The organism is Streptosporangium roseum DSM 43021 (assembly GCF_000024865.1).
GTDB classification, from domain to species: Bacteria; Actinomycetota; Actinomycetes; order Streptosporangiales; family Streptosporangiaceae; genus Streptosporangium; species Streptosporangium roseum.
The window spans coordinates 3,902,959-3,928,116 of sequence record NC_013595.1 but is presented as its reverse complement, the minus strand read 5'-3'; the positions used below and the strand labels follow the sequence as shown (position 1 = coordinate 3,928,116).

The 25,158-nt window shown below is 72.8% G+C and carries 17 protein-coding genes; 11 read left to right on the top strand and 6 right to left on the bottom strand.

Annotated features, from left to right (window positions below; genetic code table 11):
• Positions 1-402: 402 nt before the first annotated feature.
• Positions 403-1,590 (bottom strand): ROK family protein, encoded by a 1,188-nt coding sequence (locus SROS_RS17185; protein WP_012890218.1) that lies wholly within the window; start codon positions 1,588-1,590, stop codon positions 403-405.
• Positions 1,591-1,793: 203 nt separating this feature from the next.
• On the opposite strand from SROS_RS17185, the gene SROS_RS17180 reads away from it, so the two are divergent.
• Genes SROS_RS17180 through SROS_RS17165 form a run of 4 tightly spaced genes read left to right on the top strand, consistent with a single transcriptional unit; the run spans position 1,794 to position 6,937 of the window.
• Positions 1,794-3,014 (top strand): ABC transporter substrate-binding protein, encoded by a 1,221-nt coding sequence (locus SROS_RS17180; RefSeq protein WP_012890217.1) that lies wholly within the window; start codon positions 1,794-1,796, stop codon positions 3,012-3,014.
• A 17-nt stretch (positions 3,015-3,031) separates the two neighbouring features.
• Positions 3,032-4,000, top strand: coding sequence for a carbohydrate ABC transporter permease (locus SROS_RS17175; protein WP_012890216.1), 969 nt, complete (start codon positions 3,032-3,034; stop codon positions 3,998-4,000).
• Positions 3,997-4,845 carry a carbohydrate ABC transporter permease gene (locus SROS_RS17170; RefSeq protein ID WP_012890215.1) on the top strand — a complete coding sequence of 283 codons (849 nt, stop codon included), beginning with the start codon at positions 3,997-3,999 and terminating at the stop codon, positions 4,843-4,845. Before SROS_RS17175 ends, SROS_RS17170 begins: the two co-directional genes overlap by 4 nt.
• Positions 4,846-4,882: 37 nt before the next feature.
• Complete coding sequence (locus tag SROS_RS17165) at positions 4,883-6,937, top strand: beta-galactosidase (protein ID WP_081453138.1); 2,055 nt, start codon at positions 4,883-4,885, stop codon at positions 6,935-6,937.
• Positions 6,938-7,048: 111 nt separating this feature from the next.
• On the opposite strand, the gene SROS_RS17160 is transcribed toward SROS_RS17165, so the two are convergent.
• Positions 7,049-8,050, bottom strand: a complete 1,002-nt coding sequence (locus SROS_RS17160; RefSeq protein ID WP_012890213.1) for a hydroxyacid dehydrogenase — start codon at positions 8,048-8,050, stop codon at positions 7,049-7,051.
• A 499-nt stretch (positions 8,051-8,549) separates the two neighbouring features.
• On the opposite strand from SROS_RS17160, the gene SROS_RS17155 reads away from it, so the two are divergent.
• The 5 genes from SROS_RS17155 to SROS_RS17135 all read left to right on the top strand — a co-directional run bounded on the left by SROS_RS17155 (position 8,550) and on the right by SROS_RS17135 (position 18,576).
• On the top strand, positions 8,550-10,436 hold the full coding sequence (locus SROS_RS17155) for a DUF2264 domain-containing protein (RefSeq protein WP_218919859.1): 1,887 nt from the start codon (positions 8,550-8,552) through the stop codon (positions 10,434-10,436).
• A gap of 100 nt (positions 10,437-10,536) precedes the next feature.
• Positions 10,537-13,050 (top strand): carboxylate--amine ligase/circularly permuted type 2 ATP-grasp protein, encoded by a 2,514-nt coding sequence (locus SROS_RS17150; RefSeq protein WP_012890211.1) that lies wholly within the window; start codon positions 10,537-10,539, stop codon positions 13,048-13,050.
• Positions 13,051-13,053: 3 nt separating this feature from the next.
• Entirely contained in the window at positions 13,054-14,844 is a 1,791-nt protein-coding gene (locus SROS_RS17145) for an N-acetylglutaminylglutamine amidotransferase (RefSeq protein ID WP_012890210.1), read from the top strand.
• Positions 14,841-16,790, top strand: a complete 1,950-nt coding sequence (locus SROS_RS17140; RefSeq protein WP_012890209.1) for a S9 family peptidase — start codon at positions 14,841-14,843, stop codon at positions 16,788-16,790. The genes SROS_RS17145 and SROS_RS17140 overlap by 4 nt, the downstream gene beginning before the upstream one ends.
• Positions 16,791-17,463: 673 nt before the next feature.
• Complete coding sequence (locus tag SROS_RS17135) at positions 17,464-18,576, top strand: carboxylate-amine ligase (RefSeq protein ID WP_012890208.1); 1,113 nt, start codon at positions 17,464-17,466, stop codon at positions 18,574-18,576.
• Between the two features lie 41 nt (positions 18,577-18,617).
• Here the strand turns inward: SROS_RS17135 and SROS_RS17130 are convergent, their stop codons facing one another.
• From SROS_RS17130 to SROS_RS17120, 3 genes are all read right to left on the bottom strand, one after another.
• Positions 18,618-19,610, bottom strand: coding sequence for an Acg family FMN-binding oxidoreductase (locus tag SROS_RS17130; RefSeq protein WP_012890207.1), 993 nt, complete (start codon positions 19,608-19,610; stop codon positions 18,618-18,620).
• 65 nt (positions 19,611-19,675) lie between these two features.
• Positions 19,676-20,155, bottom strand: a complete 480-nt coding sequence (locus SROS_RS17125; RefSeq protein ID WP_012890206.1) for a CBS domain-containing protein — start codon at positions 20,153-20,155, stop codon at positions 19,676-19,678.
• Complete coding sequence (locus SROS_RS17120) at positions 20,155-21,021, bottom strand: universal stress protein (RefSeq protein WP_012890205.1); 867 nt, start codon at positions 21,019-21,021, stop codon at positions 20,155-20,157. Before SROS_RS17120 ends, SROS_RS17125 begins: the two co-directional genes overlap by 1 nt.
• 453 nt (positions 21,022-21,474) lie before the next feature.
• On the opposite strand from SROS_RS17120, the gene SROS_RS17115 reads away from it, so the two are divergent.
• A complete protein-coding gene (locus tag SROS_RS17115; RefSeq protein ID WP_081453421.1) occupies positions 21,475-22,650 on the top strand; it encodes a glycoside hydrolase family 65 protein in 1,176 nt (391 codons plus the stop codon).
• Positions 22,647-23,291 (top strand): response regulator, encoded by a 645-nt coding sequence (locus SROS_RS17110; protein ID WP_012890203.1) that lies wholly within the window; start codon positions 22,647-22,649, stop codon positions 23,289-23,291. Before SROS_RS17115 ends, SROS_RS17110 begins: the two co-directional genes overlap by 4 nt.
• A gap of 114 nt (positions 23,292-23,405) precedes the next feature.
• Here SROS_RS17110 and SROS_RS17105 read toward each other — a convergent pair whose 3' ends face one another.
• Positions 23,406-25,106 (bottom strand): sensor histidine kinase, encoded by a 1,701-nt coding sequence (locus SROS_RS17105; protein ID WP_043652193.1) that lies wholly within the window; start codon positions 25,104-25,106, stop codon positions 23,406-23,408.
• Between the last annotated feature and the right edge of the window lie 52 nt (positions 25,107-25,158).

The following is a 25,158-nucleotide window of genomic DNA, read 5'->3' as shown; positions in this document are numbered from 1 at the left end:
AACAAAATAAATCCGGCCGACAAAAAGAGCGGAAACCCCCGGCGGAACCGCCCGTACCACCGGCCGAAAGATTACGGATAATCACCTCCCGCCGGACGAAGGCAAGAAAAGCTCGGAACGACCGACGGATACCTCGTCACCCGAGCGGCCGCCGGCAAGGACACGACCGGCACCCCGGACCGCGTGAAGACGACCGCGGCTCCCCCCTCCAGAGACCAGCCGCCGAACCGGCCCCTCGCGACACCACGGCCAAAGGCAATCAGCGCCCCGCGACACCACGGCCGACAGCAATCGGCACCCCACGACAGCACGGCCGACGGCAATCGGCGCCCCGCGGCAGCGCGGCCGGCGGCAACCAACCCCCAAGCTCCTTGCCCGGCCCGTCGCCGATGTCATCCGGGGTCACTGGACGGCGGAGGCCTGCGCGGCGGGATGGGCGCTCAGGAACTTCTCCAGAACCAGGGTGGCCGCCCCCAGTGCCACGGCGTCGGGACCGAGGCGGCCCAGCACGATGGAAGTGGCCGCGTACGGCTGGGCCAGGGAGTTGTCCGCCGAGGCCGCGCGGATCTCGGCGAGCAGGTGCCGGCCGAGCAGGAGACCGGCCCAGCCGCCGATGACGATCCGCTCGGGATTGATCAGGTTGATCAGGTTGGACAGGCCGACGCCCAGGTAGGTGGCGGTCTCCGCGAGCACCGGCGATCCGGTTTCGAGCAGGCCGGCCAGCTCGGCCTGCCAGTCGGCCGTCCGGGTGGGAATCCCGGCACGGTCGAGGATGGCCTCGGCCCCGACGTAGGCCTCCAGGCAGCCCCGCCCCCCGCACCGGCAGATCCGGCCATTCACAACGATCTTGGTGTGCCCCAGCTCGCCCGCGCTGCTGCTCACCCCGCGGAAGGTCGTCCCGTCGGTGACGACGGTGGCCCCGACCCCCGAGCCGATGAGCACGATCACCGCGTCACCGGCCCCGCGCCCCGCGCCGAACCAGAGCTCCGCCTGGCCCATCGTCTTGGCCCCGTTGTCGATGAACACCGGGAAGGTGGTGCCGGCCCGCATCATGGCGCCGAGGGGGACGCCGTCCCAGCCGAAGGTCTTGGCGTGGACGAGCACGTCGCCGCCGCGCTCCACGATGCCGGGGACGCCGACCCCCACGCCGAGCACCTGCCCGGCGGAGACCCCGCCGTCGGCGAGCACCACGTCGATGCCCGCGAGGATGTGGCGCACCACCAGCTCGATGTCATGCCTGGCGGGACGGAGGGCGTACTCGACCTTGGCCTTCTCGTTCATCTCCAGGTCGAACAGCTCGACGCGCACGTGCGTGTCGGCCACGTCGACGCCGATCGCGTAGCCGTAGACGGGGTTGACCCGCAGGATCACGCGGGGACGCCCGCCGTCGGACTCCACGTGGCCCGCCTCGACGACGACGTTCTCGGCGAGCAGGTCACCGGTCATGCTGCTGACCGTCGCGGCACTGAGGCCGGTGAGCCTGGTGAGCTCGTTGCGGCTGGCGGGCCCGTGGAAGTACAGCGTCCGCAGCAGCATGGACTGGTTGCCCTTGCGGACATCCCGGACCGTCCTGCGCTCAGGTCGCACCATGAACCCGCCCTCCCAGTTTCCAGGCCACATGTTAGTTCAAACCTTGAAGGCGTTCATCCGGCGCGTCCGAGAACGGGACATCCCCGGTGAGAGCGGAGATCGCGACACAGCGCGGCCGCGTTATCAAAGCGTTTCCTCAGAGGGCTGAACTTTTTTCGCGTCTTACATTATCGTCCGTTCAACCCCCTATGAGGAGTCAGGAAATGATCAGGAGAGTCACAGGGACGGCGGCCGGCATGGCGCTGCTCATCGGGCTTGCGGCCTGCGGCGGCGACGGCTCCGGAGAGGCCGCGGAGACCACGACGCTGACCTACTGGATGTTCCAGGACCGCACGCCGCAGGCCGGAGAGGTCGTCGAGAAGCTCCGCACCGACTTCGAGAAGGCCAACAACGTCACGGTGAAGATCGTCAAGATCCCCAAGGACGACTACAACACCAAGCTGGGCAGCGCGGTCGCCGGCGGGACCGTCCCGGACGTCGGCATTCTCGACCAGCCGCTGGTGTCCCGGTACGCGCTGGACGGCACGATCAAGGAGATGCCCGCGGGCACGGTCGACGAGAAGGCCTACTACGCCGGGGCACTGAACACCAACCGGGTGAACGGCAAGCTCTACGGCCTGCCGGTGGACCACACCGCCGTCGCCCTCTTCTACAACAGGAAGCTCGTCCCCACGCCGCCCAAGACCTGGGACGAGCTCAAGCAGATCACCGCGAAGATCCACCAGGACGACCCGCAGACCGCCGGCATGGTGGTGCCCAAGGGAGACGGCTACGGCGGCTGGATCTGGCCGGGCGTCCTCGCGGGCGCAGGCGGCTCCCTCGTGGACGAGAAGGCCAAGAAGATCCTCTTCGACCAGCAGCCCGGGGTCGACGCGCTGCAGCTCTGGGTGGACCTGCTCTCCTCCTCGCCCAGGAAGATCACCGACTCGGACAAGGCATTCGAGAACGGCCTGGCCGGCATGATGATCTCCGGCCCGTGGGACGTCGCCAACATCAAGGACCAGTTCCCCGACCTGGAGTTCGGCACCGCGCCGCTGCCGTACAAGACCGAGCCCGCAGGCAACATCGGCGGCGAGAACGCGGTGGTCTTCACCAAGGGCAGGAACGCCGATCTGGCCTGGAAGTGGCTCAAGCACCTGACCAGCGCCGAGAACAACACCCAGCTCGCCCAGGCGCTCGGCGGGTTCCCGACCAACATCGCGGCCGCCGAGAAGGACGCCGCCACCTTCGGTCCCGAGCAGGCCGCCTTCCTGGAGCAGCTGAAGGTCGCCCAGGCCCGTCCGGCCCTGCCGCAGTGGATCCAGGTCAACGACGAGATCATCGCCCCCGCCATCGAGTCGGCGCTGAGCGGCAAGGTCACCTCCCAGCAGGCACTGAGCGACGCGGCGGCCAAGACCCGCGCCCTGCTCGGCTGGACCGGCTGATCGAAGGCGAGGCGAACGTGGCATCTCCGGTGCCGGCCGCGAGGCCCACCGCGACACCCGAGCCCGGGCGGCGCCGCCGCCGCCTGGGCCTCGGGAGGCGCGACCACGTCATCGGGTGGCTTCTGATCACTCCCGCGATGGCGTACTTCGTCGTCTTCCTGCTCTACCCGGCGCTGTCGGCGTTCTACTACAGCCTCACCGACTGGAACCTGCGGTCCGCGGCGAACTGGGTGGGGCCGGCCAACTACGCCGACCTGCTGTTCGACGACGTCAAGTATCCGCACTTCTGGAAGTCGGTGCAGGTCACCCTCCAGTACACGCTGATCGCGGTGCCGCTGACGCTGGGAAGCGCGCTGGCCCAGGCCCTGCTGATCAACGCGATCCGCCGGGGCTCCAACCTGTTCCGGCTGCTGCTGTTCCTGCCCGTGGTCACCGCCGAGGCGGCCGTCGGCGCCATCTGGCGCTGGCTCTACGACCCGCGGTACGGGCTGGTCAACGGCTTCCTGGGGCTGTTCGGAGTCCCCGGGCAGAACTGGCTCAACACCCCCGATCTGGTCATCCCGGCACTGGCGTTCATCGCCGCCTGGCAGTGCGGCATCTCCATGATCATCTATCTGGCGGGCCTGAAGGGCATCCCCGACTCGATCCGCGAGGCGGCGACCATCGACGGCGCCGGGCCGGTCCAGCGGTTCCGGAAAGTCGTGTTCCCGATGCTGCGGCCCACCACCTTCTACCTGCTGGTGACCGGCGTGATCGCGGCCCTTCAGGTCTTCGGGCTGGTCTACGTGATCTTCTCCGGCGGCGGCGGCAAGAGCGTCACCGGCGGCCCCGAGCAGTCGGGCCTGACCTACGTGCTGCACCTGTACCTGTTCGCCTTCCGCTACGACGCGATGGGCGCGGCCTGCGCGATGTCGTTCATCCTGTTCCTCTTCATCATGATCATCACCGCGCTGCAGTTCAAGTTCGTCAAGCAGGAGGCGTCGTGAGGACCTCGGGGAAAGCGGGGCGCGTCTCCATCTACGTCGCCCTGGTCCTGCTGGCGGCGGTCTCGGTCATCCCGTTCGTCTGGATGCTGGCCACCTCCTTCAAGCACGGCTCGGACGTCTACACCAAGGTGCCCAGCCTGCTGCCGCTCGACCGCAAGACCGGCGAGTTCTCCCCGACGCTGGAGAACTACGAGCACGTCCTGGAGGTCGGCGGGCTGGGCCAGGCGTTCGTCAACAGCGTCTGGGTCTGCCTGATCCTGGTGCCGGCCAAGCTCCTGATCGACGCGCTGGCCGCCTACGCCTTCGCCCGGATCCCCTTCCCCGGCAGGGACAAGCTGTTCGTCCTGCTGCTCGCCGGCATGATGGTGCCCACCATCACCCTGCTGGTGCCGCGCATCCACGTCACCCAGCAGCTCGGCATGTTCGACTCCGGGTGGGGCCTGATCGTGCCCAACGTGGCCTCGGTCCTGGACATCTTCCTGCTCCGGCAGTTCTTCCTGTCACTGCCGGGCGAGCTGGAGGAGGCCGCGCGGATCGACGGCGCCGGGCGGATGCAGATCTTCTGGCGGATCATCCTGCCGCTGTCCAAGCCCGTGCTCGCGGTCGTCACGATCACCAGCTTCATCTTCCACTGGAACGACCTGGTCTGGCCGCTGGTGGTGCTCAACGACCCCGAGCTCTACACCCTGCCCCTCGCCCTGCAGCAGCTGGCCAGCAGCGAATCCGGGCGTGCCTACTACATCATGGCGGGCGCCGCGCTGGCGGTCGTCCCCGTGATAGTCGTCCTGCTGATCTTCCAGCGCCGCATCATGCAGGGCATCGCCTTCACCGGCCTCAAGAGCTGATCCGCTACGGCGCGAGCCGTACCTCACGAACGGAAGTGTGAGCGTGACCATCGAGGTCCGCAACGGTGTCACCATCGTCGATGGAGAACCCCGGGTGCTCGTCACCGCCGACTACCCCTACTACCGGGACGACCCCGGCGTCTGGGCCGACCGGCTACGGGCGATCCGCGACGAGCTGGGCATCGAGGTGATCAGCAGCTACATCCCGTGGCGGCACCACCAGCCCGACGCCGCGACGGCGCCCGACTTCACCGGTGACGGCCACCCCGGCAGGGACGTCGTCGGTTTCCTCAACCTCTGTCACGATCTCGGGCTGAAGGTCATCGCCAAGCCCGGCCCGTTCATCCATGCCGAGACCACCTACGGCGGCCTGCCCGACTGGGTCTGCCCCTCGGCCGACGCGGAGATCGAGCCGCTGCTCGACGCGGCGGGCGCCGCCTCGTGCTGGGCGGACTCGGCCGCGCGCCCGCCGGGCAGGCCGCTCCCCGCCCCGCTGGGGGCGGCGTTCCTGGCCAGGGCCGGCAGGTGGCTGGCGGCGGTCGGCAAGGAGGTGCTGGACGCCGCGACCCACCCCGAAGGCCCGGTCATCATGATGCAGATCGCCAACGAGGGCATCTACACCAACGGCGCGCGGTCGCTGTCGGCCTACGACTACAGCCCGTCGGGGCTGGCGTTCTTCCGCGACCGGCTCCAGGGATGGTACGGCTCGATCGAGGAGTACAACCGCACCCACGCGACGGCGCACCGGCGCTGGGACGAGATCGAGCCGCCCCGCTCCTGGACCGGGGCCGAGCGGCCGGAGGAGATGCGGGGCCACGCCGACTGGGGCCGCTTCCACGCCGAATACCTCACCGAGGTCTACCGGCGCTGGGCCGCCGCGGTGGACTGCCGGGTCCCCGTGGTGGTCAACCTGAACCCGCCGACGGTCGAGGAGCTGGACGGCTGGCTGGCCCGGGTGCGCCCCGAGACGTGGGGGGACATCACCTACGGGTTCACCAACTGGATGGGCGTGGTCTCGGCCGACCCCGACGCCCAGGCGCGTTACGTGATCGCCGCCAAGCGGGCACCCGGCCCGAACCTAGAGGAGAACTGGGGCTTCTCCCAGCTGTACGACCCCGCCTACTCCGACGCCGCCACCAGCTTCCACCAGAGCCTGCTGGCCTTGGCCGCCGGATCCACCGGGTTCAACGTCTACACCGGAGCCGCCACCTCCGGCTGGTCACCCGACCTGGACTCCACCCACACCGCGCCGTATCCCGACAGCGCCCCGATCGCCGCCGACGGCTCCGCCACCGCGAAGGCGCCCGTCGTCCGCGTGCTGGCGGACTTCTTCGCCCTGCACGGGGTGGAGTTCCTGGAGTGCGCGCCGGTCACGGAAGAGGCCTTCGGGCTGTACCTGCCCTACGCCGGGATCGCCGCCTGGCCGGGCGCGGAGCGGTTCGGGGCACCCCGGTGCGGTACGGCGCTGCGCGCCTTCCACGACCGCATGCGGCAGGCGGGCCGCGACTACGCCGTGGTCGAGCTGGAGAGCGCCACGCCCGACCGGCTGGCCGCGCACGGGAGGCTGACGGTTCCCGGCGGCCCGTTCATGCATCGCCACGTCCAGGACCTGCTGGCCGGCTACCTGGCGGGCGGCGGCCGGATCCTGCTGGACGGCCCGGCGCCCGGCCTCGACGAGGACCTGCGCCCGTACGGCGTGCTCGCCGAGGCGCTCGGCCGTACCGCGTCCACGCCGGACGCCCCGCAGGCGGAGGCGGGGGCGGTCCGGGTGACGCGCGGCAGGGCGGACGCGTTCCTCCGGGCGCATCCCGGACGCGACGTCCAGTACCTGACGGTCCTCGTGGACAGCGAGAACGAGGGGCCCGTCAGGGTGGAGACCGCGTACGGCGCCTTCGAGACCTCTTGCGCGCGGGGCGGCGGGGCCGTGGTGAGGCTGGCCGGGGGCGTGCTGGACGACTTCGTCGTCAAGGGGCTCAACAGCTTCCTCGACTCCGCCGTGCCGGCCCGGATCAGTGTCGGCGACCAGGAGGAGCGGGCGGGCTTACCCGCCGACCTGGCCCGGATCGGCAGGAGGATCCGCCTGCTCGGGTAGGCCCCGGGGCGCGTCCGCCCGGGGGCGTGACGCGTGTCGCCCGGCACCCCGGCGTGCCGGGCGGCACGCGCGTCACGGCCCGGCCTGCCGGGCACGGCGCCGCCACCCGGATCAGGCCGTCATGAACAGCGTCGCCGGGTCCACCCGGTGAAGCAGCGGCTCACCGGCGACGACCCGCAGCACCTCCTCCACCGCCGAGGACCCCAGCCGGGTCATCTCGTTGCCGAGCGCCCCGGCGATGTGGGGGGTGAGGACGACGTTGGGCAGCTCCCAGAGCGGCGACTCGGCCGCCGTGACCTCGGGCTCCGTCACGTCGAGCACGGCCGACAGCCGCCCGCCGACCAGCTCGGCCACCAGCGCGTCCTGGTCGACCAGGGATCCGCGGGCGGTGTTGATCAGGGTCGCGCCGTCCCGCATCGCCGCCAGCCGTCGCCGGCTCACCATGCCGCGCGTGTGCGCGGTCGCGGGCGCGTGCAGGGAGACGATGTCGCTCGCGGTGAAGATCTCGTCGAGGTCCACCAGCCGGGCACCGAGCGACCTCGCCGTCGGCGGGTCGACGAACGGGTCGGCCAGCAGCACCCGGAGGTCGAAGGGGCGGAGCAGTTCGAGAACGCGCCTGCCCGTCCTGGATGCGCCGACCAGGCCGACGGTCCTGCCGTGGTTGCCGATGTCGAGGGAGCGCCGGACGAGGCCGAGGTCCTCGCGTCTGGCGCGGTACTCGCGGGCGAGGGCGGGGGCGCCCTTTCCGGCCAGCAGGATCATCGCCACGGTGTACTCGGCCACGGGGACGGCGTTGGCCGCCGCGGCCGAGCTCACCGGGATGCCACGGGCGAACACCTCGGGGCTGACATGGCCCTTCACGCTTCCGGCGGCGTGCACGACGGCCCGGAGCCGGGGGGCGTCGTCCAGCGCCCGCTCGTCGAGCAGCGGGCTGCCCCACCCGGTCAGCAGGATCCGTGCCCGCCCCAGGCGCTCCCGCGCCTCGGGCGAGCGGAAGCCGGTCAGCGGCGCGGCCATCTCGACCGCGGCCACCGCGCGGAGCCTGCCGGCGTCGGCGGGCGTGAACAGCCTGCCGGGCAGCTCCGGGAACATGGCGAGCTCCACGACCGTCATCGGCCCGTCCCCCCGATCAGGGGGTGCCGGGGCGCGCCTCGTCGCCGGGTCCGGGCGGGGAGGCCGGGCGGGGTGGACCGCGCCCCGGCCCGGAGGCGCGGAACCTCCCGTCCGCGGAGAGCCCGGCGGCACCAAGAGAGAGTCATACCCGGGATCATATGTTTGTTCTGACACAGAAATAAGGGTTGAAACAGCGCCGAACAGTCCGGGCGCCGGGCTGGGCGCATCCGGCCCGCGGAGCGCGCCGGATCACGGGCATCAGCGCAGGCCGGACCGGGATGCCCTACCCGTCGCCGAGGACGGAGCGCCATCGGCTCCGGCTGCTTTATCAAAATGTAAAACTAAGCATTGACAGGAATGTGGCCGACGGATCAAGCTCACCATGGGCGGCTCCACCCCGGCCCGCGCCGTCCATCCTCCGCACGGACGGCATCGCCGGGCAGGCGGTCCGCGAGACGGCGGGCTCGGCCACCACCACGGAACACGAGGTTCGGCGGTATTGAAACGATCAGCCGCGTCAGCGGAGACACCACAGATCCACCCCGCAGGGAGGCCGATCACCGGCCGGGGCGCGGAGGACCCCCTCCCCGCCCCGGGGACGGGACCGGCCGGGCCGCACGACCGCGAAGGCATGGTCCGGCTCCTGCGGGAGCTGACCGACCCGCTGATCCCCCGTTTCAGTCCCGGCCGCGCGCGCCTGCGGCTCGGGGACAACGCCGCCCACTACCCCGACGCGGCCGCCGAGCTGGAGGCGTTCGCCCGGCCGCTGTGGGGGCTGGGACCGCTCGCGGCCGGCGGGGGGACGTTCGAGCACTGGGAGCTGTGGCGCCGCGGGCTCGCGGCCGGCACCGACCCGGGGCACGAGGAGTTCTGGGGGGCGGTCACCGACGTCGACCAGCGGCTGGTGGAGACCGCCGCGATCGGGCTGGCCCTGGCCGTCGCGCCGGAGGCCGTGTGGGATCCGCTGAGCGGCCGGGAGCGGGACGACCTCGCCGCCTGGCTGCTGCACGCGATCACCGCCGAGCCCGCCGACAACAACTGGCAGTTCTTCCCCGTCATGGTGGGACTCGGCCTGGACCGCGTCGGCGTCCGCTTCGACCCCGCGCCCAACACCGCCCGCCTGGACCGCCTGGAGTCCTTCGCGCTCGGCGGGGGCTGGTACAGCGACGGCCCCACCGACCAGCGCGACTACTACGTCCCCTTCGCGATGCACTACTACGGCCTGGTCTACGCCGCCCTCGCCGGGGAGGGCGATCCCGGCCGCGCCCGGCGCCTCCGCGAGCGGGCGGCGGCCTTCGCCCTCGACTTCCAGCACTGGTTCGCCTCGGACGGCGCCGCCGTGCCCTTCGGCCGGAGCCTCACCTACCGCTTCGCCCAGGGGGCCTTCTGGGGCGCCCTCGCCTTCGCCGACGTCGAGGCCCTGCCGTGGGGGACGGTGAAAGGCCATCTGATGCGGCATCTGCGCTGGTGGATGGAGCGGCCGATCCGCGACTCCGCAGGCCTGCTCACGCTCGGGTACGGCTACGCCCAGCCCGCGCTCGCCGAGCAGTACAACGCCCCCGGCTCCCCCTACTGGGCGCTGAAGGCCTTCCTGCCGCTGGCGGTGCCCGCCGAGCACCCCTTCTGGACGGCCCCGGAGCACCCCGCGCGGGAGCTCCCGCCGGTCAGCACCCAGCCGGAGGCGGGCGTCGCGCTGATGCGGTGCGAGGAGGGCCGCCAGGTGATCATGCTGAGCGCGCGGCAGCACCACACGTGGGTCCGCCACGGTGCGGCGAAGTACGCCAAGTTCGCCTACTCGACCTTCTTCGGATTCAGCGTGCCGAGCGGCTCGTGGGGGCTTGAGCAGGGCGCGTTCGACAGCACCCTGGCGCTGAGCGACGACGGAGTGCACTGGCGGCCGTGCGAGGTGACGCGGGACGCCACGGCGCGCGACGGCCTGCTCCACACGCGATGGGCGCCGTGGCCGGACGTGGAGATCGAGACCTGGCTGATCGCCCGCCCACCGTGGCACCTGCGGGTGCACCGGCTGCGGTCGGGACGCGACCTCCTGTCCGCCGAGGGCGCGTTCGCGGTGAACCGCGACTCGCCCGCGCGCCGCTCCGCCGCGGGGCCGGGCCACGCCCGCCTCGACTCCCCCTCCGGGCTGTGCGTGATCGAGGACCTCGGCGGGGCGCGGGCCGGACGGCTTGTGCGGGCCCTGCCCGGCACCAACGTCCTCGCTCCGCGCACGGTGATCCCCACACTGGCCGGCGGGCACGGCCCGGGTGAGCACTGGCTGGCATGCGCGGTGCTGGGCCTGGCGGAGGCCCCACCGGGGGCGGAGTGGCCCGAGCCGCCCGGCCGGGAGGCGATCCCGGACCTCCCCGGCGGCGGCCCCACCAGGTGATCTTTCCGGCCACTTTGGACGGCCCCTGAAGTGCGGAAGGCCTTTTTTTGGGAAAAGGGGGATAAATCCGGACGAAACAACAGGCTTCTGAGGTGGTCAAATGGCGGGTCTCGCGGGACCGATCGCGGTAGGCGTCGAGGAGGAGTTCCACGTCGTCGACGTCGACACCCGGCACCTCGTCCCCCGGGCCGGCGTGCTGCTGGACCAGTTACCGGCGGACCGGTTCACCCACGAGCTGCAGCGTTCGGTGGTGGAGGCCAACAGCAGGCCCTTCATCCGGCTGGAGGACCTCGGGCACGACCTGACCGCGCTGCGGCGCACGGTGATCCAGGCGGCGGACGGCCTGGGCCTGGGGATCGTGGCGGCCGGGAGCGTGCCGCTGGTGGACCTGGAGGCGCTGAAGATCTCCCCGGACCCGCGCTACGAGCAGATGCTCGCCGACTACCAGCTGCTCACCCGCGAGCAGCTGATCTGCGGGACCCAGGTGCACGCCGAGGTCGACAACCGCGACCTGGCCGTCGCCGTCGCCCACCGCCTGGCTCCCTGGCTGCCTCCGCTGCTCGCCCTGAGCTCCAGCTCGCCGTACTGGCTGGGGTCCGACACCGGATACGCCAGCTACCGCCCGCTCATCTGGCAGCGCTGGCCGACCGCCGGGCCCGTCGCCGCGTTCGAGTCGGCCGCGGAGTACGACCAGGTGGTCGGTGACCTCGTGCGGTCAGGCGTGATCACCGATCCCGGCATGATCTACTTCGACATCCGGCCCTCGGCGCACGTCCCCACCGTCGAGCTGCGGATATGCGACGCCTGCCCCCGCGTGAGCGACATCGTGCTGATAGCCGGGCTGTTCCGGGCGCTGGTGGCCCGGGAGCTGGAGGCCGTCCGGCGCGGGCCCGACCGCTCGGTCCGGCTGGAGATGGTACGCGCCGCGACGTGGCGGGCGGCGCGCTCCGGGCTGGAGGGCGACCTCGTCGACCCGGTCGAGGGCGTGCCGAGACCGGCCGCCGAGGTGATCGGGCGGATGGTGGACGGCCTGCGGCCGCAACTGGAGGAGTCCGGCGACCGGGAGCTCGTCACGTCCCTGGCCCAGCAGGCACTGGGGCGGGGAAGCTCCTCGGCCCGCCAGCGCAGGGCGTTCGTCCGCGGCGGCCGGCTGGCCGACGTGGTCGACCTCCTCGTCGCCGAGACGCGCTCCGAGGAGTGGGAGACCGCCTTCGGCGGGCTGACGCCGCGGATGCGTACCAGCCTGCTCGACGGCTACGACGCCCCCGGCGACGAGGCGATCATCGAGGGCACGGTGCGCGAGCCCTACCAGCCGGTCCTGCGGACCCTCGACCGCCTGGGCCCCGACGGCCTGCGCGACAGGCAGGAGCGGCGCGACCGCCACCAGCGCCGCAACGGCATGACCTTCCAGGTGGAGGGCGAGGACGAGAGCCGGATCTTCCCCTTCGACCTGGTCCCGCGGCTGGTCCCGCCCGGCGAGTGGGCCGAGATCCAGCGGGCGTTGCCCCAGCGGGTGCGCGCGCTGGAGGCGTTCCTGCACGACGTGTACGGCGGGCGCCAGATCATCGGGGACGGCGTGCTCCCCGCCTGGGTGGTCGACGAGTCGCCCGGCTACCGGGGATCCGGGCGGCGGATACCGGCCGGCACCGTGCGCTGCGCCGTGGCCGGGCTGGACCTGGTCCGCGACGACGTCGGCCGGTGGGCGGTGCTGGAGGACAACCTCCGGGTGCCCTCCGGCATCGGGTACGCCGTGGCCAACCGGCGCCTGATGGCCGAGGTGCTGCCCGAGCTCGTCCCCGGCCCGGAGTTCGCCGACCCGCAGGAGGGCCTGCGGGTGCTGCGGGAGACCCTGCTGGCGGCGGGCACGGGCGACCCGCGGACCCTGGCCGTGGTCTCCGGGGGGCCGGACGACTCCGCCCACTACGAGCACCGGATGCTCGCCGAGGAGCTGGGGGCGATCCTGGCCGGTCCGGCCGACCTGCGCGTCAGGAACGGGCACGTCGAGGCCGCCGGTCGCCGGATCGACGTGCTCTACCGCCGGGTCGACGAGAACGACCTGCTCGCCGGTCCCCTCGGGCAGGAGATCCTGGAGGCCGCCGAACGCTCCGCGGTCGTCCTGGCCAACGCGCCGGGCAACGGGGTCGCCGACGACAAGTGCCTGTACCGGTACGTGCCCCGCCTCATCGAGTACTACCTGGGCGAGCGGCCGCTCATCGACAACGTCACCACCTATCTGTGCCGGGACGACGGCGACCGGGAGCAGGTGCTGGACCGGCTGGCCGAGCTGGTGGTCAAGCCGGTGGACGGGTTCGGCGGGCAGGGGGTGGTCGTCGGCCCCGACGCCTCCCCCGAGGAGCTCCGCGAGGCCCGGGACAGGATCCTCGCCTCGCCCGACCGGTGGGTCGCCCAGGAGACGGTCCGGCTGTCGACCCATCCGGCCTTCGACGGGCGGCGGCTGAGCCCGCGCGTCGTCGACCTGCGGGCCTTCGTCTGCCTGGGAGAGACGGCGGTGGTGCCTCCCGCGGCGCTGACCCGCGTCGCGCCGGCCGACAGCATGATCGTCAATTCCTCCCAGGGTGGGGGTTCCAAGGACACGTGGCTTCCGAGGGGATGACCGATGTGCGGACTGAGTGGTGAGATCCGGTTCGACGGGCGCGCGGCCGACGTCGGCGCCGTGGGCCGGATGACCGACGCGATGCACGACCGGGGCCCCGACGGATCGGGCCTGTGGTCGCTGGGGCCGGTCGCCCTGGGCCACCGGCGCCTGAAGATCATCGATCTGTCCGACCGGGCCGCCCAGCCGATGGTGGACAGCGCCCTCGGACTGACGGGGGTGTTCAACGGCTGCCTGTACAACTACCGGGAGCTGCGCGAGGAACTTCGGGGCGAGGGGTACCGCTTCTTCTCCACCTCCGACACCGAGGTGCTGGTGAAGGCCTTCCACCGCTGGGGGCCGGAGTGCGTCGAGCACTTCACGGGCATGTTCGCCTTCGCGGTCTTCGAGCGGGACACCGGCCGGTTGACGCTCGGCCGGGACCGGCTGGGCATCAAGCCGATGTATGTCTCCCAGGACGCCTCGCGGCTCCGTTTCGCCTCGTCACTGCCCGCGCTGCTCGCGGGAGGAGGGGTGGGCACCGACATCGACCGGGTGGCCCTGCACCACTACATGACCTTCCACTCGGTGGTGCCGGCCGAGCGGACGATCCTCACCGGCGTGCGGAAGCTCCCCTCGGCGACCGTACGCACCGTCGAGGCCGGCGGAACGGTCACCGACCACTGCTACTGGCGGCCGCCCCACACCCGGTCGGCCCTGCCCGAGTACGCCGGGCTGACCTCCGGCGAGTGGAACGAGGCCGTGCTCGACCGGCTGCGCGTGGCCGTACGCAGGCGCATGGTCGCGGACGTGCCGGTGGGCGTGCTGCTCTCCGGCGGCCTGGACTCCAGCATGATCGTCGCGTTGCTGGCCGAGGAGGGACAGGAGGGGCTGTCGACCTTCAGCATCGGCTTCCACGCCGCGGGCGGCGAGTCGGGGGACGAGTTCGCCTACTCCGACCTGGTCGCCGGGCATTTCGGCACCGACCACCACCGCATCCTCGTCGACGACACGCGCCTGCTGCCCGCCCTGGAGCGGGCGGTGGGGGCGATGAGCGAGCCGATGGTGAGCCATGACTGCGTCGCCTTCCACCTGCTGTCGGAGGAGGTCTCCCGGCACGTCAAGGTCGTGCAGTCCGGCCAGGGCGCCGACGAGGTGTTCGCCGGCTACAGCTGGTACCCGCCGCTGGCCGGCCTGCCGCGCGAGGAGGCCGCCGCCACGTACGCCAGGGAGTTCTTCGACCGGCCGCACGGGGCGCTGGCCGAGGTCCTGGCGCCGGACTATCTGGCGGACGAGGACGTCAGCGGCGAGTTCGTCCGGCGCCACCTCGCGACGCCCGGCGCCGACACCGCGCTCGACGCGGTGCTGCGCCTGGACACCTCCGTCATGCTCGTCGACGATCCGGTCAAGCGCGTGGACAACATGACGATGGCCTACGGGCTGGAGGCCCGGACGCCGTTCCTCGACCACGAGCTGGTCGAGCTGGCGGCCGCCTGCCCTCCCGAGCTCAAGCTCGCCTCGGGCGGCAAGGGCGTGCTGAAGGACGCCTCCCGCAAGCTGCTGCCCGCCGAGGTCATCGACCGGCCCAAGGGATACTTCCCGGTCCCCGCCATCCGGCACATCCACGGGCCCTTCCTGGAGCTCGTCCGCGACGCGCTGACCGGACAGGCCGCGCGGTCCCGCGGCCTGTTCAACCGGCCTTACGTGGACAGGCTCCTCGCGGCGCCCGACGAGCACCGGACGACCCTGGGGGCCAACGCGTTGTGGCAGCTCGGGCTGCTGGAGCTGTGGCTGCAAGCCCAGGGAGTCCGATGACGGAGATTCTCGGCGCCCGCCCCCACCCCGCGGTGGGGACGGGTCCCGCCGCCTGGAACTGCTGGACGCCCGCCCTGGCGCCCGACGCGAGCGCGGTCGCCTTCGTCAGCGACAGGGACGGCTCGCCGCGCGTCTGGATCAGGCCCCTCGGGCGGGAGGCGGAGTCCTGGCCGGTCGACACCGGCCCGGAGCCCGCCGCCGACGTGAGCTGGTCTCCCGACGGCGGGCGGCTGGCCGTACTCGTCGTGCCGGGCGGCGGGGAGCACACGCAGGTCTGGACGGTCCGGCCCGACGGCGGCGACCTGCGCCCGCTGGCCTCCCCCGCGGGCGGGTCGGCCTCGTTCGTGCGCTGGACCGGGCGGGGCTCGATCCTCCTGGTCGCCGAGGTCTCCGCGGCGGGCCGGACGGAGGCGGTGCTGATCGACGCCCACACCGGCGGCCGGGAGGTCGTGGCGGCGGGGGCGCTGATGCACCCGGTGGCGATGAGCCGCGACCAGGGGCGGATGCTGCTGCGGCGGGGCCCGCGCGGCGTCCGCCGGATGTACGTGGCGGACCTCCCCGCGGGCCTCCCCGGCGACCTCGCCGATCTTCCCCCGGGCCTGCCCTCCGGTCTCCCCGGCGCCCTTCCCCCGAGCCTGCCCTCCGGTCTTCCAGGTGGCCTTCCCCCGGGTCTTCGGGGAGGGGCCGTGGGCGGCCCGGGCGGGGAGCGGCCGCTGCTGGCGGGGCTGCCCGGCTCCACCGACCAGGGCGCCCTCTCCCCCGACGGGATGACCGCCTACCTGCTGTCCGACGCCGGCCGCGACCGGGCCGCGCTGGTCGCGGTGCGCGGGGACGGCGAGGCGGTCGTGCTGGCCGAGCGGCCGGACGCCGAGCTGGACCGGTTCGCGCTGAGCGCCGACGGCCGCCGCGCCGTCCTGCTCTGGAACGACCGCGGCCGCTCCGAGCTGGAGGTGCTGGAGACCGGTACCGGCACGCTGCGCCCGCTCCCCCCTCCCCCGGCCGAGGTGGTGTCCTCGGTCAGGATGTCCCTGGACGGCGGCCAGGCCGTGCTGGCGGCCGAGGGGCCCGGCCACCCCTCCCACGTGCTGCTGTGCGATCTGGCGACCGGCGGCTACCGGCAGGTCGCGGGGGCCGGTCCGCTCGGCGCGCCGGCCGGGGCGGAGCCGGTGCGCTTCCAGGCGCGTGACGGCATGGAGCTGACCGGCTGGCTCTACCGGGTCCCGGGCGTCCAGGCCCCGGCCCCGTTCGTCGTCTACCTGCACGGCGGGCCGGAAAGTCAGGCACGGCCCACCTTCACCCCGCTGTTCCGGGACCTGCTGGCCGCCGGGATCGGGGTGTTCGCACCGAACGTGCGCGGGTCGAGCGGGTTCGGGCGGGCCTTCCGCGACGCCGACAACCACGCGCTCCGCTTCCGCGCGATCGACGACGTCGCCGACTGCGCCTCGGAGCTGGTGCGGCTGGGGGCCGCCGACCCGGCCCGGATCGCCTGCATGGGACGGTCGTACGGCGGCTACCTGACGCTGGCCGCCCTCGTCACCCACCCCGGCCTCTTCCGGGCCGGGGTCGACGTCTGCGGGATGGCCGACTTCGCGACCTTCTACGCGCGGACCGAGCCGTGGATCGCCGCGGCGGCCGTCAGCGAGTACGGCCATCCCACCGCCGACCGTGACCTGCTGCGGGCCCTGTCGCCCCTGCACTCCTTCGACCGGCTGAGCGCGCCGCTGCTGGTCGTGCACGGCGCCCGGGACACCAACGTGCCGGTGCACGAGGCCGAGCAGGTGCTCCAGGCGGCGCGGGCCCGCGGGGTGCCCTGCGACTTCCTGCTGTTCGAGGACGAGGGGCACGAGATCCGGCGGAGCGCCAACCGGGTGACCTTCGTCAGGAACGTCGTCGGGTGGCTCGGACGGCACCTGACCGACCCCGCCCCGCCGCGTCGATCCGCCTGACCGGCGTCCTCCGCCCCCGGACGGGACCGGCAGGCGCGTCCACCCGGAGCCCTGAGATCACGCCGTGCGGCGGACCCGGCCCGGGAGATTTCCCGGCCCGCAGATTATCCCCTCACTTTCCGTGATCGACGGGAACGGTGTGTCCGGCGCTCACACCGTCGTTTCCGAATCGGTGAAGTCGGTCGTTTTCCCGGTTGAACACTCCCCGGCTTTTCGCTGGAGAGGAAACCAGGGAAACACCATGCCGGACATGCGCATCGACATTCGGGTACGGAACAACCGGCTCAACCTTTTGAACGGCGGGAAACAGACCGAAATATCGAATGCGCCGTGTTCTGCCGGACGACACCGGCACCCCGAATTATGAAGCCATCCCATTCGGAACCCCCGGGCCTTGATATGTTGACGAAATCATAAAAGGCCTGGAAGCTTGAAAGACGGACACGTCAGACCACCCGTTCGGGGAAAACGCGATGCCGCCGTTCCGCTCCTCCGGAAATACCGCCGATCCAGCCGCGCGTCAGATCGGCGTTCCATCCGGCCGTGTCCGCCGCGCCGCCCCGGCCGGCTCCGCGGGCGCCCCTCCCTCCCGGCCCGCCGTACGGGCCCGGGTCGCGGTCACCGGCGCGGGCGCCGCCCGGCCGTGCGCTGGCGCGACCTCACCGGAGGTGACATGCGGGCGTCGGAGCTGACCGTGGGCGTGGAGGAGGAGTTCTTCCTGGCCGACGTCGCCACCCGGCACGCGGTCCTGCGGGCGGAGACGGTGCTGGAGGGCACGGCGCCCGTCCCGGGAGGCGGGCGGGTGGAGCCGGAGCTGGCACGCGCGCAGGTCGAGAGCGTGAGCGCGGTGTGCCGGGACATCGGGTCGCTGCGCGAGGAACTGCTGCGGCTGCGGCGGAGCGTGGCCGCGGCGGCCGAGTCGAACGGCTGCCGCCTGGTGGCGAGCGGCGTGGTGCCGCTGGGCGACCCCGGCCCCCCGCCGGTCTCCGACCGCCCCCGCTACCACCGGATCGCCGAGCGGTTCGGGCCGCTGCTGGACCAGCAGAGCGCGTGTGCCTGCCACGTCCACGTGGGCGTCCCCGACCCCGAGGAGGCGGTGCAGGTGGTCAACCACCTGCGGATGTGGCTGCCTGTTCTGCTGGTGCTCTCGTCGAACTCCCCTTTCTGGCGGGGACGGGACACCGGATACGCCAGCTGGCGCACCCCCCTGTTCGCCCGATGGCCCACGGCGGGGCCGCCGCCGTACCTGTCCGGCCGGGCGGAGTACGAGGAGATCGTCGAATGCCTGCGCGAGACCGGGGCGATCCTGGACGGGGGAATGCTGTTCTGGTACGCACGCCCGTCCCGCCACGTGCCGACGGTGGAGGTGCGCATCGCAGACGTGATGCCGACCGTGGACGACACCGTGCTCTTCGCGGCGCTGGTCAGGGCCCTGGTCGCGACCGTGCTGACCGACCTGCGCAGGGGACGCGCCGCCCCCGCGGCCGGCGACCATCTGCTGCGCGCCGCCTGCTGGCGGGCGGCGCGGTACGGCCTGCGCGGCGACGGCGTCGACGTGAGCGGCCGCGTCGACGAGCGGCTGATCCCGGCGAGCGGGCAGATCAAACAGCTCATGGAGTACGTGTCGCCCGCGCTGGAGGCCTCCGGCGAGGACGGCGCCGTCCGCGCGGGCCTGCGGGCCCTGCGGCTGCGCGGCACGGGCGCCGACCGGCAGCGTGCCGCCTACCGGCGCCGCAACCGCTTCGAGGACGTCGTGGACCTCCTCGCCGACCAGGCCCTCACCTGAGCGGCGTCCCCGTGCCGCGCACGCCGCGTCCCCCGTCACCGTTACCGTTCTTTCAGCAGGTCGGTGACCGGTCGCCGGATGCCCTCGCTGTCGTCGGAGGTGTAGCCCAGACGCATGATCATCTGAGGGTGCCGGCCCGACAGCAGTTCCTCCCGCAAAAACTCCCGCAGATGGACCATCTCCAGCGCCTGGGTGTGGAAGGCCGCGTGCACGTCGTAGGCGGAGGCGTGCAGCAGGACGCGCTGCAACGCCTGACCCGCCGTGATCCAGTCCTCACGGGCATCGGCCGGCGTGGTCAGCACCGCCACCGTCCCGGTGGAGGCGGCGAAGAACTGATCGGCGTCACTGCCCCAGGGATGACCGTGGGCGTAGTCGCGCTGGGCGAAGTGCGGGGAGGTCCGCCGGGGCTCGCGGGGGTAGCCCTGCGCCGGGACCCCGTCCCCGCGGGAGCTGCCCGGCGGCTGGGCCCAGCTGATCATCTCCAGGGTCAGCAGCCGGTCCTGGGACTGCACGTCCTGGGCGGCGCAGGTGAGCGCGGCGAGCACCCGGACGGCGGCCTCGGAACGGACCGGCGTCAGCCGCGCCCCCTCGGCCTGCGCCTGGGCCACCAGCGCCTCGATGAGACGCTCCGGCACGGGCAGGTCGGTGAAGCCGGCACGGTGGGTGCGGCGGCGTTCGATCTCGGCGTGCAGCAGCCGGGTGTGCTCGTCGGCGACGACGGCCTCCCCCATCCGCACGGTCGCCAGCAGGGCGGGACGGTCGGGGTCGGGCAGCACCCTCACGTGCGGCTGCCAGCCGAGGGCGCTCAGCGTGAGCCGTACGTTCATCAGGGCGGCGCCGCAGCTGATCAGCATCTCGCGGCCCGCGGCGTCGCCGAGCCGTAGTTTCCTGTCGCTGTCGGCCCGCAGGGCGATCTCCTCGCCGTCGACGGCGAAGGACCAGGGCTGGGTGTTGTGCACCGACGGCGCCCACACGGCGGCCTGGACCGCCGCGCGGATCGCCGAGGTGATCTCCTCAGTGGTGCGAGCGCTCATGGCTTCGTCTCCGTCACAGTCGCAGATGGATCCGTCACAGTCACGGGCGGAGGGACGGGCGCGCGTCACTCCGCCGGGTCCCGGGGCATGACCGGGACCAGGCGGAACATCCCCGTCAGCAGCTCCGGAGACTCCTGCGGCCCGGCGGTCCGGCCGGCCACGGCCCGCAGCACGTCGGTGGCCGTCACCATCCCCACCAGCCTGTTCTCCTCCCCCAGGACCGGGATCGCGTCGACACCCGCGCCGATCATGGACTCCGCGGCGTCGGCCAGGCGCGCGTCGAGCCTGGTGTGCGGGCAGCGGTGCTCGGCCAGCAGCGGATGGACCCGCGCGCGCGACTGCTCGGCCGGGCCTCCCGACCAGCGGGCCATGAGGTCCTCCCGGGTCAGCACGCCCCGCAGGCAGCCGCGCCTGTCGACGACCGGCAGGTGGTGGATACCCGCGCGGCGCATGATCTCCCACGCCATGAGCGGGGACTCGTCGGGCTCGACGGCGACCAGCGTCCGGCTCATCACCTGCGCCACCGTGAGGTTCTGCACGTCCATCACGCCTCCCCCCGGGCCCGCACGACCGCGACGGGGCAGCGGGCGTGGTGCAGGACCCCGTGGCTGACCGAGCCCAGTACGGCCGAGCCGAGCCGGCCCAGTCCCCGCGAGCCGACGACGGCCAGATCCGCGGCCTCCGAGGCCTCGCAGACGACGGCGACGGGGTGCCCGCAGACCACCGTCTCCTCGACCTCCACCCGCGGGTACTTCTCCCGCCAGGGACGGAGCGTGTCCGCCGCGACCCGCTCCTCGGTGGCGAAGATCTCCTCCACCAGCGGCGCGTAGAGGGTGGCCCCCTGCCCCAGGACGGGCATCTGCCAGGCGTGGATCGCGTGCAGCCGGGCGCCGCGCCGGGCGGCCTCCTCGAAGGCGTACTCCAGGGCCGCCGCAGCGTGGGCCGAGCCGTCGAAGCCGACCACGACCTCGCCGCGGATCCGCTCCTGGTCCCCTCGCACGACCACGACCGGCGCGGCCACGTGCCCGGCCAGGGCCAGGGAGACCGAGCCGAGCAGCAGCCCGGTGAACCCGCCGCGGCCCCGGCTGCCCAGCACGACCTGCTCGGCGTCCTGGGCCTCACGCCGGAGGATCTCGACCGGGCGGCCCGTCTCCAGCACGGCGTTCACCTCGGTCCCCGGGGTGCGCTCGCGTGCCAGGCGGGCCGCGGTCGCCAGCACGCCCTGGCAGTACTCGGTCATCGAGTCGCGGAAGCCCGGCGGGGTCTGGAGCGGGATGTCGTAGACCCACGGCTCGCACACATAGACGATCCGCAGGGCGCACCCGCGCCGCACGGCGTCGTCGGTGGCCCATTCGACCGCGGCCTGCGAGGAAGGTGAGCCGTCCACGCCCACCACTACATGCGCTGTCATGTCGTCCTCCTCGGGTTCTCCCCTCCATCCGACCGTTCCCCGGCGTTCCGCGCAGCGGCCGAAAGACCCGGCCGTCAGGGACTTCCGACCCCTGTCTCCCGCCGGGGGCCGCCGGCCGGCGCGGCCCGCGGTCCCCGGCGGGACGGGCACCCGGCCGGCGGCCGTCGCGGGTCCGGGGCCCGATCTACCGACGAAGGTCCCTGACCCATAGGGCCGATCAGCCCTGACGGCGACGGCGAGCCGCGCCGTACCGTGCGGGTGGAAGAGGGGTGCTCCATGACGCTCCCGGCGGTCGTGGGCCTCGGACGGACGGCCACGACGGTCTCCGGCGCCGATGGGGCCGTCGCCGGCCCGGCCGGTGCGCGCGCCGCCGCGCGGAGGCGGGTGTCCGGGACGCCGGCGCCGGCCTCGCCGTCACCGACCCGGCGGAACTACGACTCGACTGGAGAAGACGTGAACCCCTGGCTCCTCACCTACGACGGCTTCGACCCCGCCCAGGAGGGGCTGAGGGAGGCGCTGACGGCGCTCGGCAACGGCCGCTTCGTCACCCGGGGCGCCGTGCCGGAGTCGCGTGCCGACGAGGTGCACCATCCCGGCACCTACGTCGCCGGCTGCTACGACCGGCCCCTCGCGCGGGGCGCGGACCGCCCGGTGGACCTCTCACCCGGCGCGGACCGCCCGATAGACCTCTCACCCGGCGCGGACCGCCCGGTGGACGGCGAAGCCCTGGTCAACGCGCCGAACTGGCTGCCCCTGACCTTCCGCGCCGGCGGCGGCGACTGGTTCGCTCCCGGCGGCGCCGAGATCCTGGACTGCCGTCACACGCTCGACATGCGCCGAGGGGTGCTCACGCGGTTCCTGCGCGTATGCGACCCTCTCGGGCGGATCACCCGGATGGAGCAGCACCGCCTGGTCTCGATGGCCGACCCGCACCTGGCTGCCCTGGCCGTGACGATCGTTCCGGAGAACTGGGCCGGGACGCTGGAGGTCCGCTCGGCGCTCGACGGGCGCGTCACCGGCTCCGGCAGCGCCCCGCACCGGGGACCGGCCGCCCTGCCCCCCGTCCCGATCTGCGGGCACGCCGCCCACGGCGTGATCGAGCTGCTGGCGCGCACCGCCACCTCCCACATGGAGATCGCACTCGCCGCCCGTACCACGCTGGCCGGCGGGCGGTGCCGTACCGGCGTCGAGGAGGGCTGGGTGCACGATGACCGGGCCGTCGAGGTGAGGGCGGGTGACGAGGTCACCGTGGAGAAGATCGTGGCCCTGTACACCTCCGGTGACCGGGCCGTCGCCGAGAGCGAGGCCGCCGCGAGGGCCGCGGTCGTGCGCGCGGGCGGTTTCCACGCCCTCCTCAAGCGGCATGTGCGGGCCTGGGACCGGCTGTGGCAATGCTCACATGTCACCGACGAGGACGCCGAGGTGCAGCAGATCCTCAACCTGTACCTCTTCCACCTGCTGCAGACGGCCTCCCCGCAGGTCGCGGGGCGCGCCGCCGGGCCGCCCGGCGAGGCCCGCCGGGGTCACGCGTTCCGGGACGACCTGTCCGTCCTCCCCCTCCTGGTGGAGGCGGCAGGGACCTTGGTCCCTACCTTCGGCGCCGCGGGAGGGCTAGCGTTCAGAATATGATTCGCGTGTTCTTGCTGGACGATCATGAAGTGGTACGGCGGGGCGTGGCCGCGCTGCTGGAGTCCGAGGGCGACATCGAGGTCGTCGGTGAGGCCGGGACCGCGGAGTCGGCGGTGGCCCGCATCCCGGCGCTCCGGCCGGACGTCGCCGTCCTGGACGTGCGCCTGCCCGACGGCAGTGGCGTGGACGTGTGCCGGGAGGTACGCTCCGCGATGCCGGAGCTGGCCTGCCTGATGCTGACCTCCTTCGCCGACGACGACGCCCTGTTCAACGCGGTGATGGCGGGCGCGTCCGGTTACGTGCTCAAGCAGATCCACGGCTCGGACCTGGTCGGCGCCGTGCGGACGGTGGCCGCCGGCCAGTCGCTGCTGGACCCGCAGACCACCGCCTCCATGCTGGCGCGCCTGCGTGAGCAGGCCGTCCGGAAGGACCCGCTGGCCGCCCTGTCGGATCAGGAACGCCACATCCTGGAGCTGATCGGCGAGGGGATGACCAACCGGCAGATCGGCGAACGGCTCTACCTGGCCGAGAAGACCGTCAAGAACTACGTCTCGAACCTGCTGGCCAAGCTGAGCATGCAGCGCCGTACCCAAGCGGCCGCCCTGGCGGCACGGCTGAAGGCCGACCGCCCGAGGGGATAGCGCCCTTCCGCCGTGACACGGGCCGGGGCTGGTCCCGGGCAGGCGTGACACGGGCGGGGGCTCCCGGGCCGCTGTGACACGGACCGGCTGGAACCGGGGCCGCCGCGTCCGGCGTCAGCCGAGGGGCACGCTCCACACCAGCCGGGTGCCGCCTCCCCGCGGCGTCTCGGCCACGAAGGAGCCGCCGAGCCGTTCGGCGCGCTCCTGGAGGTTGCGCAGCCCGCTGCGCCGGCCGTCCTCGGGCATCCCGACCCCGTCGTCGGTCACGACGAGGACGAGCCGGCCGTCGGCCACCTCGACGCTCACCTCGGCCCTGGCGGCCCTGGCATGACGCACGATGTTGGACAGCGCCTCCCGGACCACGGCCAGCAGATGCTCGGCCACCGGCGCCGGCACCCTGCCGTCCAGCTGCCCCTCCATGCTCAGCCCCGGCATGAAGCCCAGATGCGCGCGGGCCCCCTCCACCAGCTCCACGATCTGCGAGCGCAGCCCGAAGTCGGCGCCCCGCTGGGAGGTCTGCAGAGCGAAGATGGTCGAGCGGATCTGCCGGATGGTGCCGTCCAGCTCGTCGATGGAGTTCTGCAGCCGCCCCGAGGCCTCCGGTCTGTCGACCAGCCGCACCGTGCTCATCAGAGTCATCGCCACGGCGAACAGCCGCTGGATCACCACGTCGTGCAGGTCCCTGGCGATCCGGTCACGCTCCTCCAGCAGGCCGAGCCGCTCGGCGTCCATCCGGCTCTCGGCCAGCTCCAGCGCGACCGCGGCCTGCCCGGCGAAGGCGTGCAGGGTGCGCAGCTCGGACTGGCTGAAGGGCATGCGGCCCGAGCGCTTGCCCAGCGACAGCACCCCGCGCGCACCTCCCGCCGCGCCGATCGGCACGGCGGCCACCGGGCCGAGCGAGGCGTAGCCGGCGATCGCGATCGGGCTGTGCGCCTCGGCGGGATCGGCGACCATGAGCGGCTCGCCGCTGGTGAAGGCCCTGCCCGCCAGGGAGTCCGCGACGGGCGTCTCCCCGTGGGCCACCTGGTCGCCGGCCGGCCCCTCGGCGAGGATCACCCGCAGCACCTGTCCGGTCTCGTCCGGAAGCAGCACCGCCACGATGTCGGCGCCGGCCATCTGCCGGGCCCGGCGCGCGATCAGGGTGAGCACCTCCTGCGGTTCGGCCCCCGACAGCAGGCTGGTGGTCACCTCTGACGAGGCCTGCAGCCACACCTCGCGCCGCCGGCTGTCCTCGTACAGCCGGGCGTTCTCGATGGCCACCCCGGCGGCGGTGGCCAGGGCGCTGACGATCGCCTCGTCCTCGGCGTCGAACGCCCCTCCGCCGCGCTTCTCGGTGAGGTAGAGGTTGCCGAACACCTCCTCGCGCACCCGGATCGGCACGCCCAGGAACGACCCCATCGGCGGATGGCCCGGCGGGAACCCGTAGGACTCCGGATGGTCGGAGATGCGAGCCAGCCGCAGCGGGCGCGGCTCCTTGATCAGCAGGCCCAGCAGTCCCAGCCCGTGCGGCCAGTGCTCGATCCTGGCGATCTCCTCCTCGGTCAGCCCGACCGGGATGAACTGCACCAGGGTGTTCTCCTCGCCGATCGCGCCCAGCGCGCCGTAGGTGGCGTCGACCAGGGTGGTGGCGGTCTCCACGATCCTGCGCAGCACGGTCTCCAGGTCCAGGTCGCTGCCCACGGACACGACCGCGTTCAGCAGCGCGTGCACCCGGTCACGGGTGGCCAGCACCGCCTCCAGCCGGACATGCAGCTCCGAGAGCAGCTCGTCCAATCGCATGTGGGGTATCAACGCACCGGGCTCGATCTCTGCCATGCCTACGAGTCTGGCATCAGAAAGGATGGACGCCCGCCCCGGTGAGGGGTGG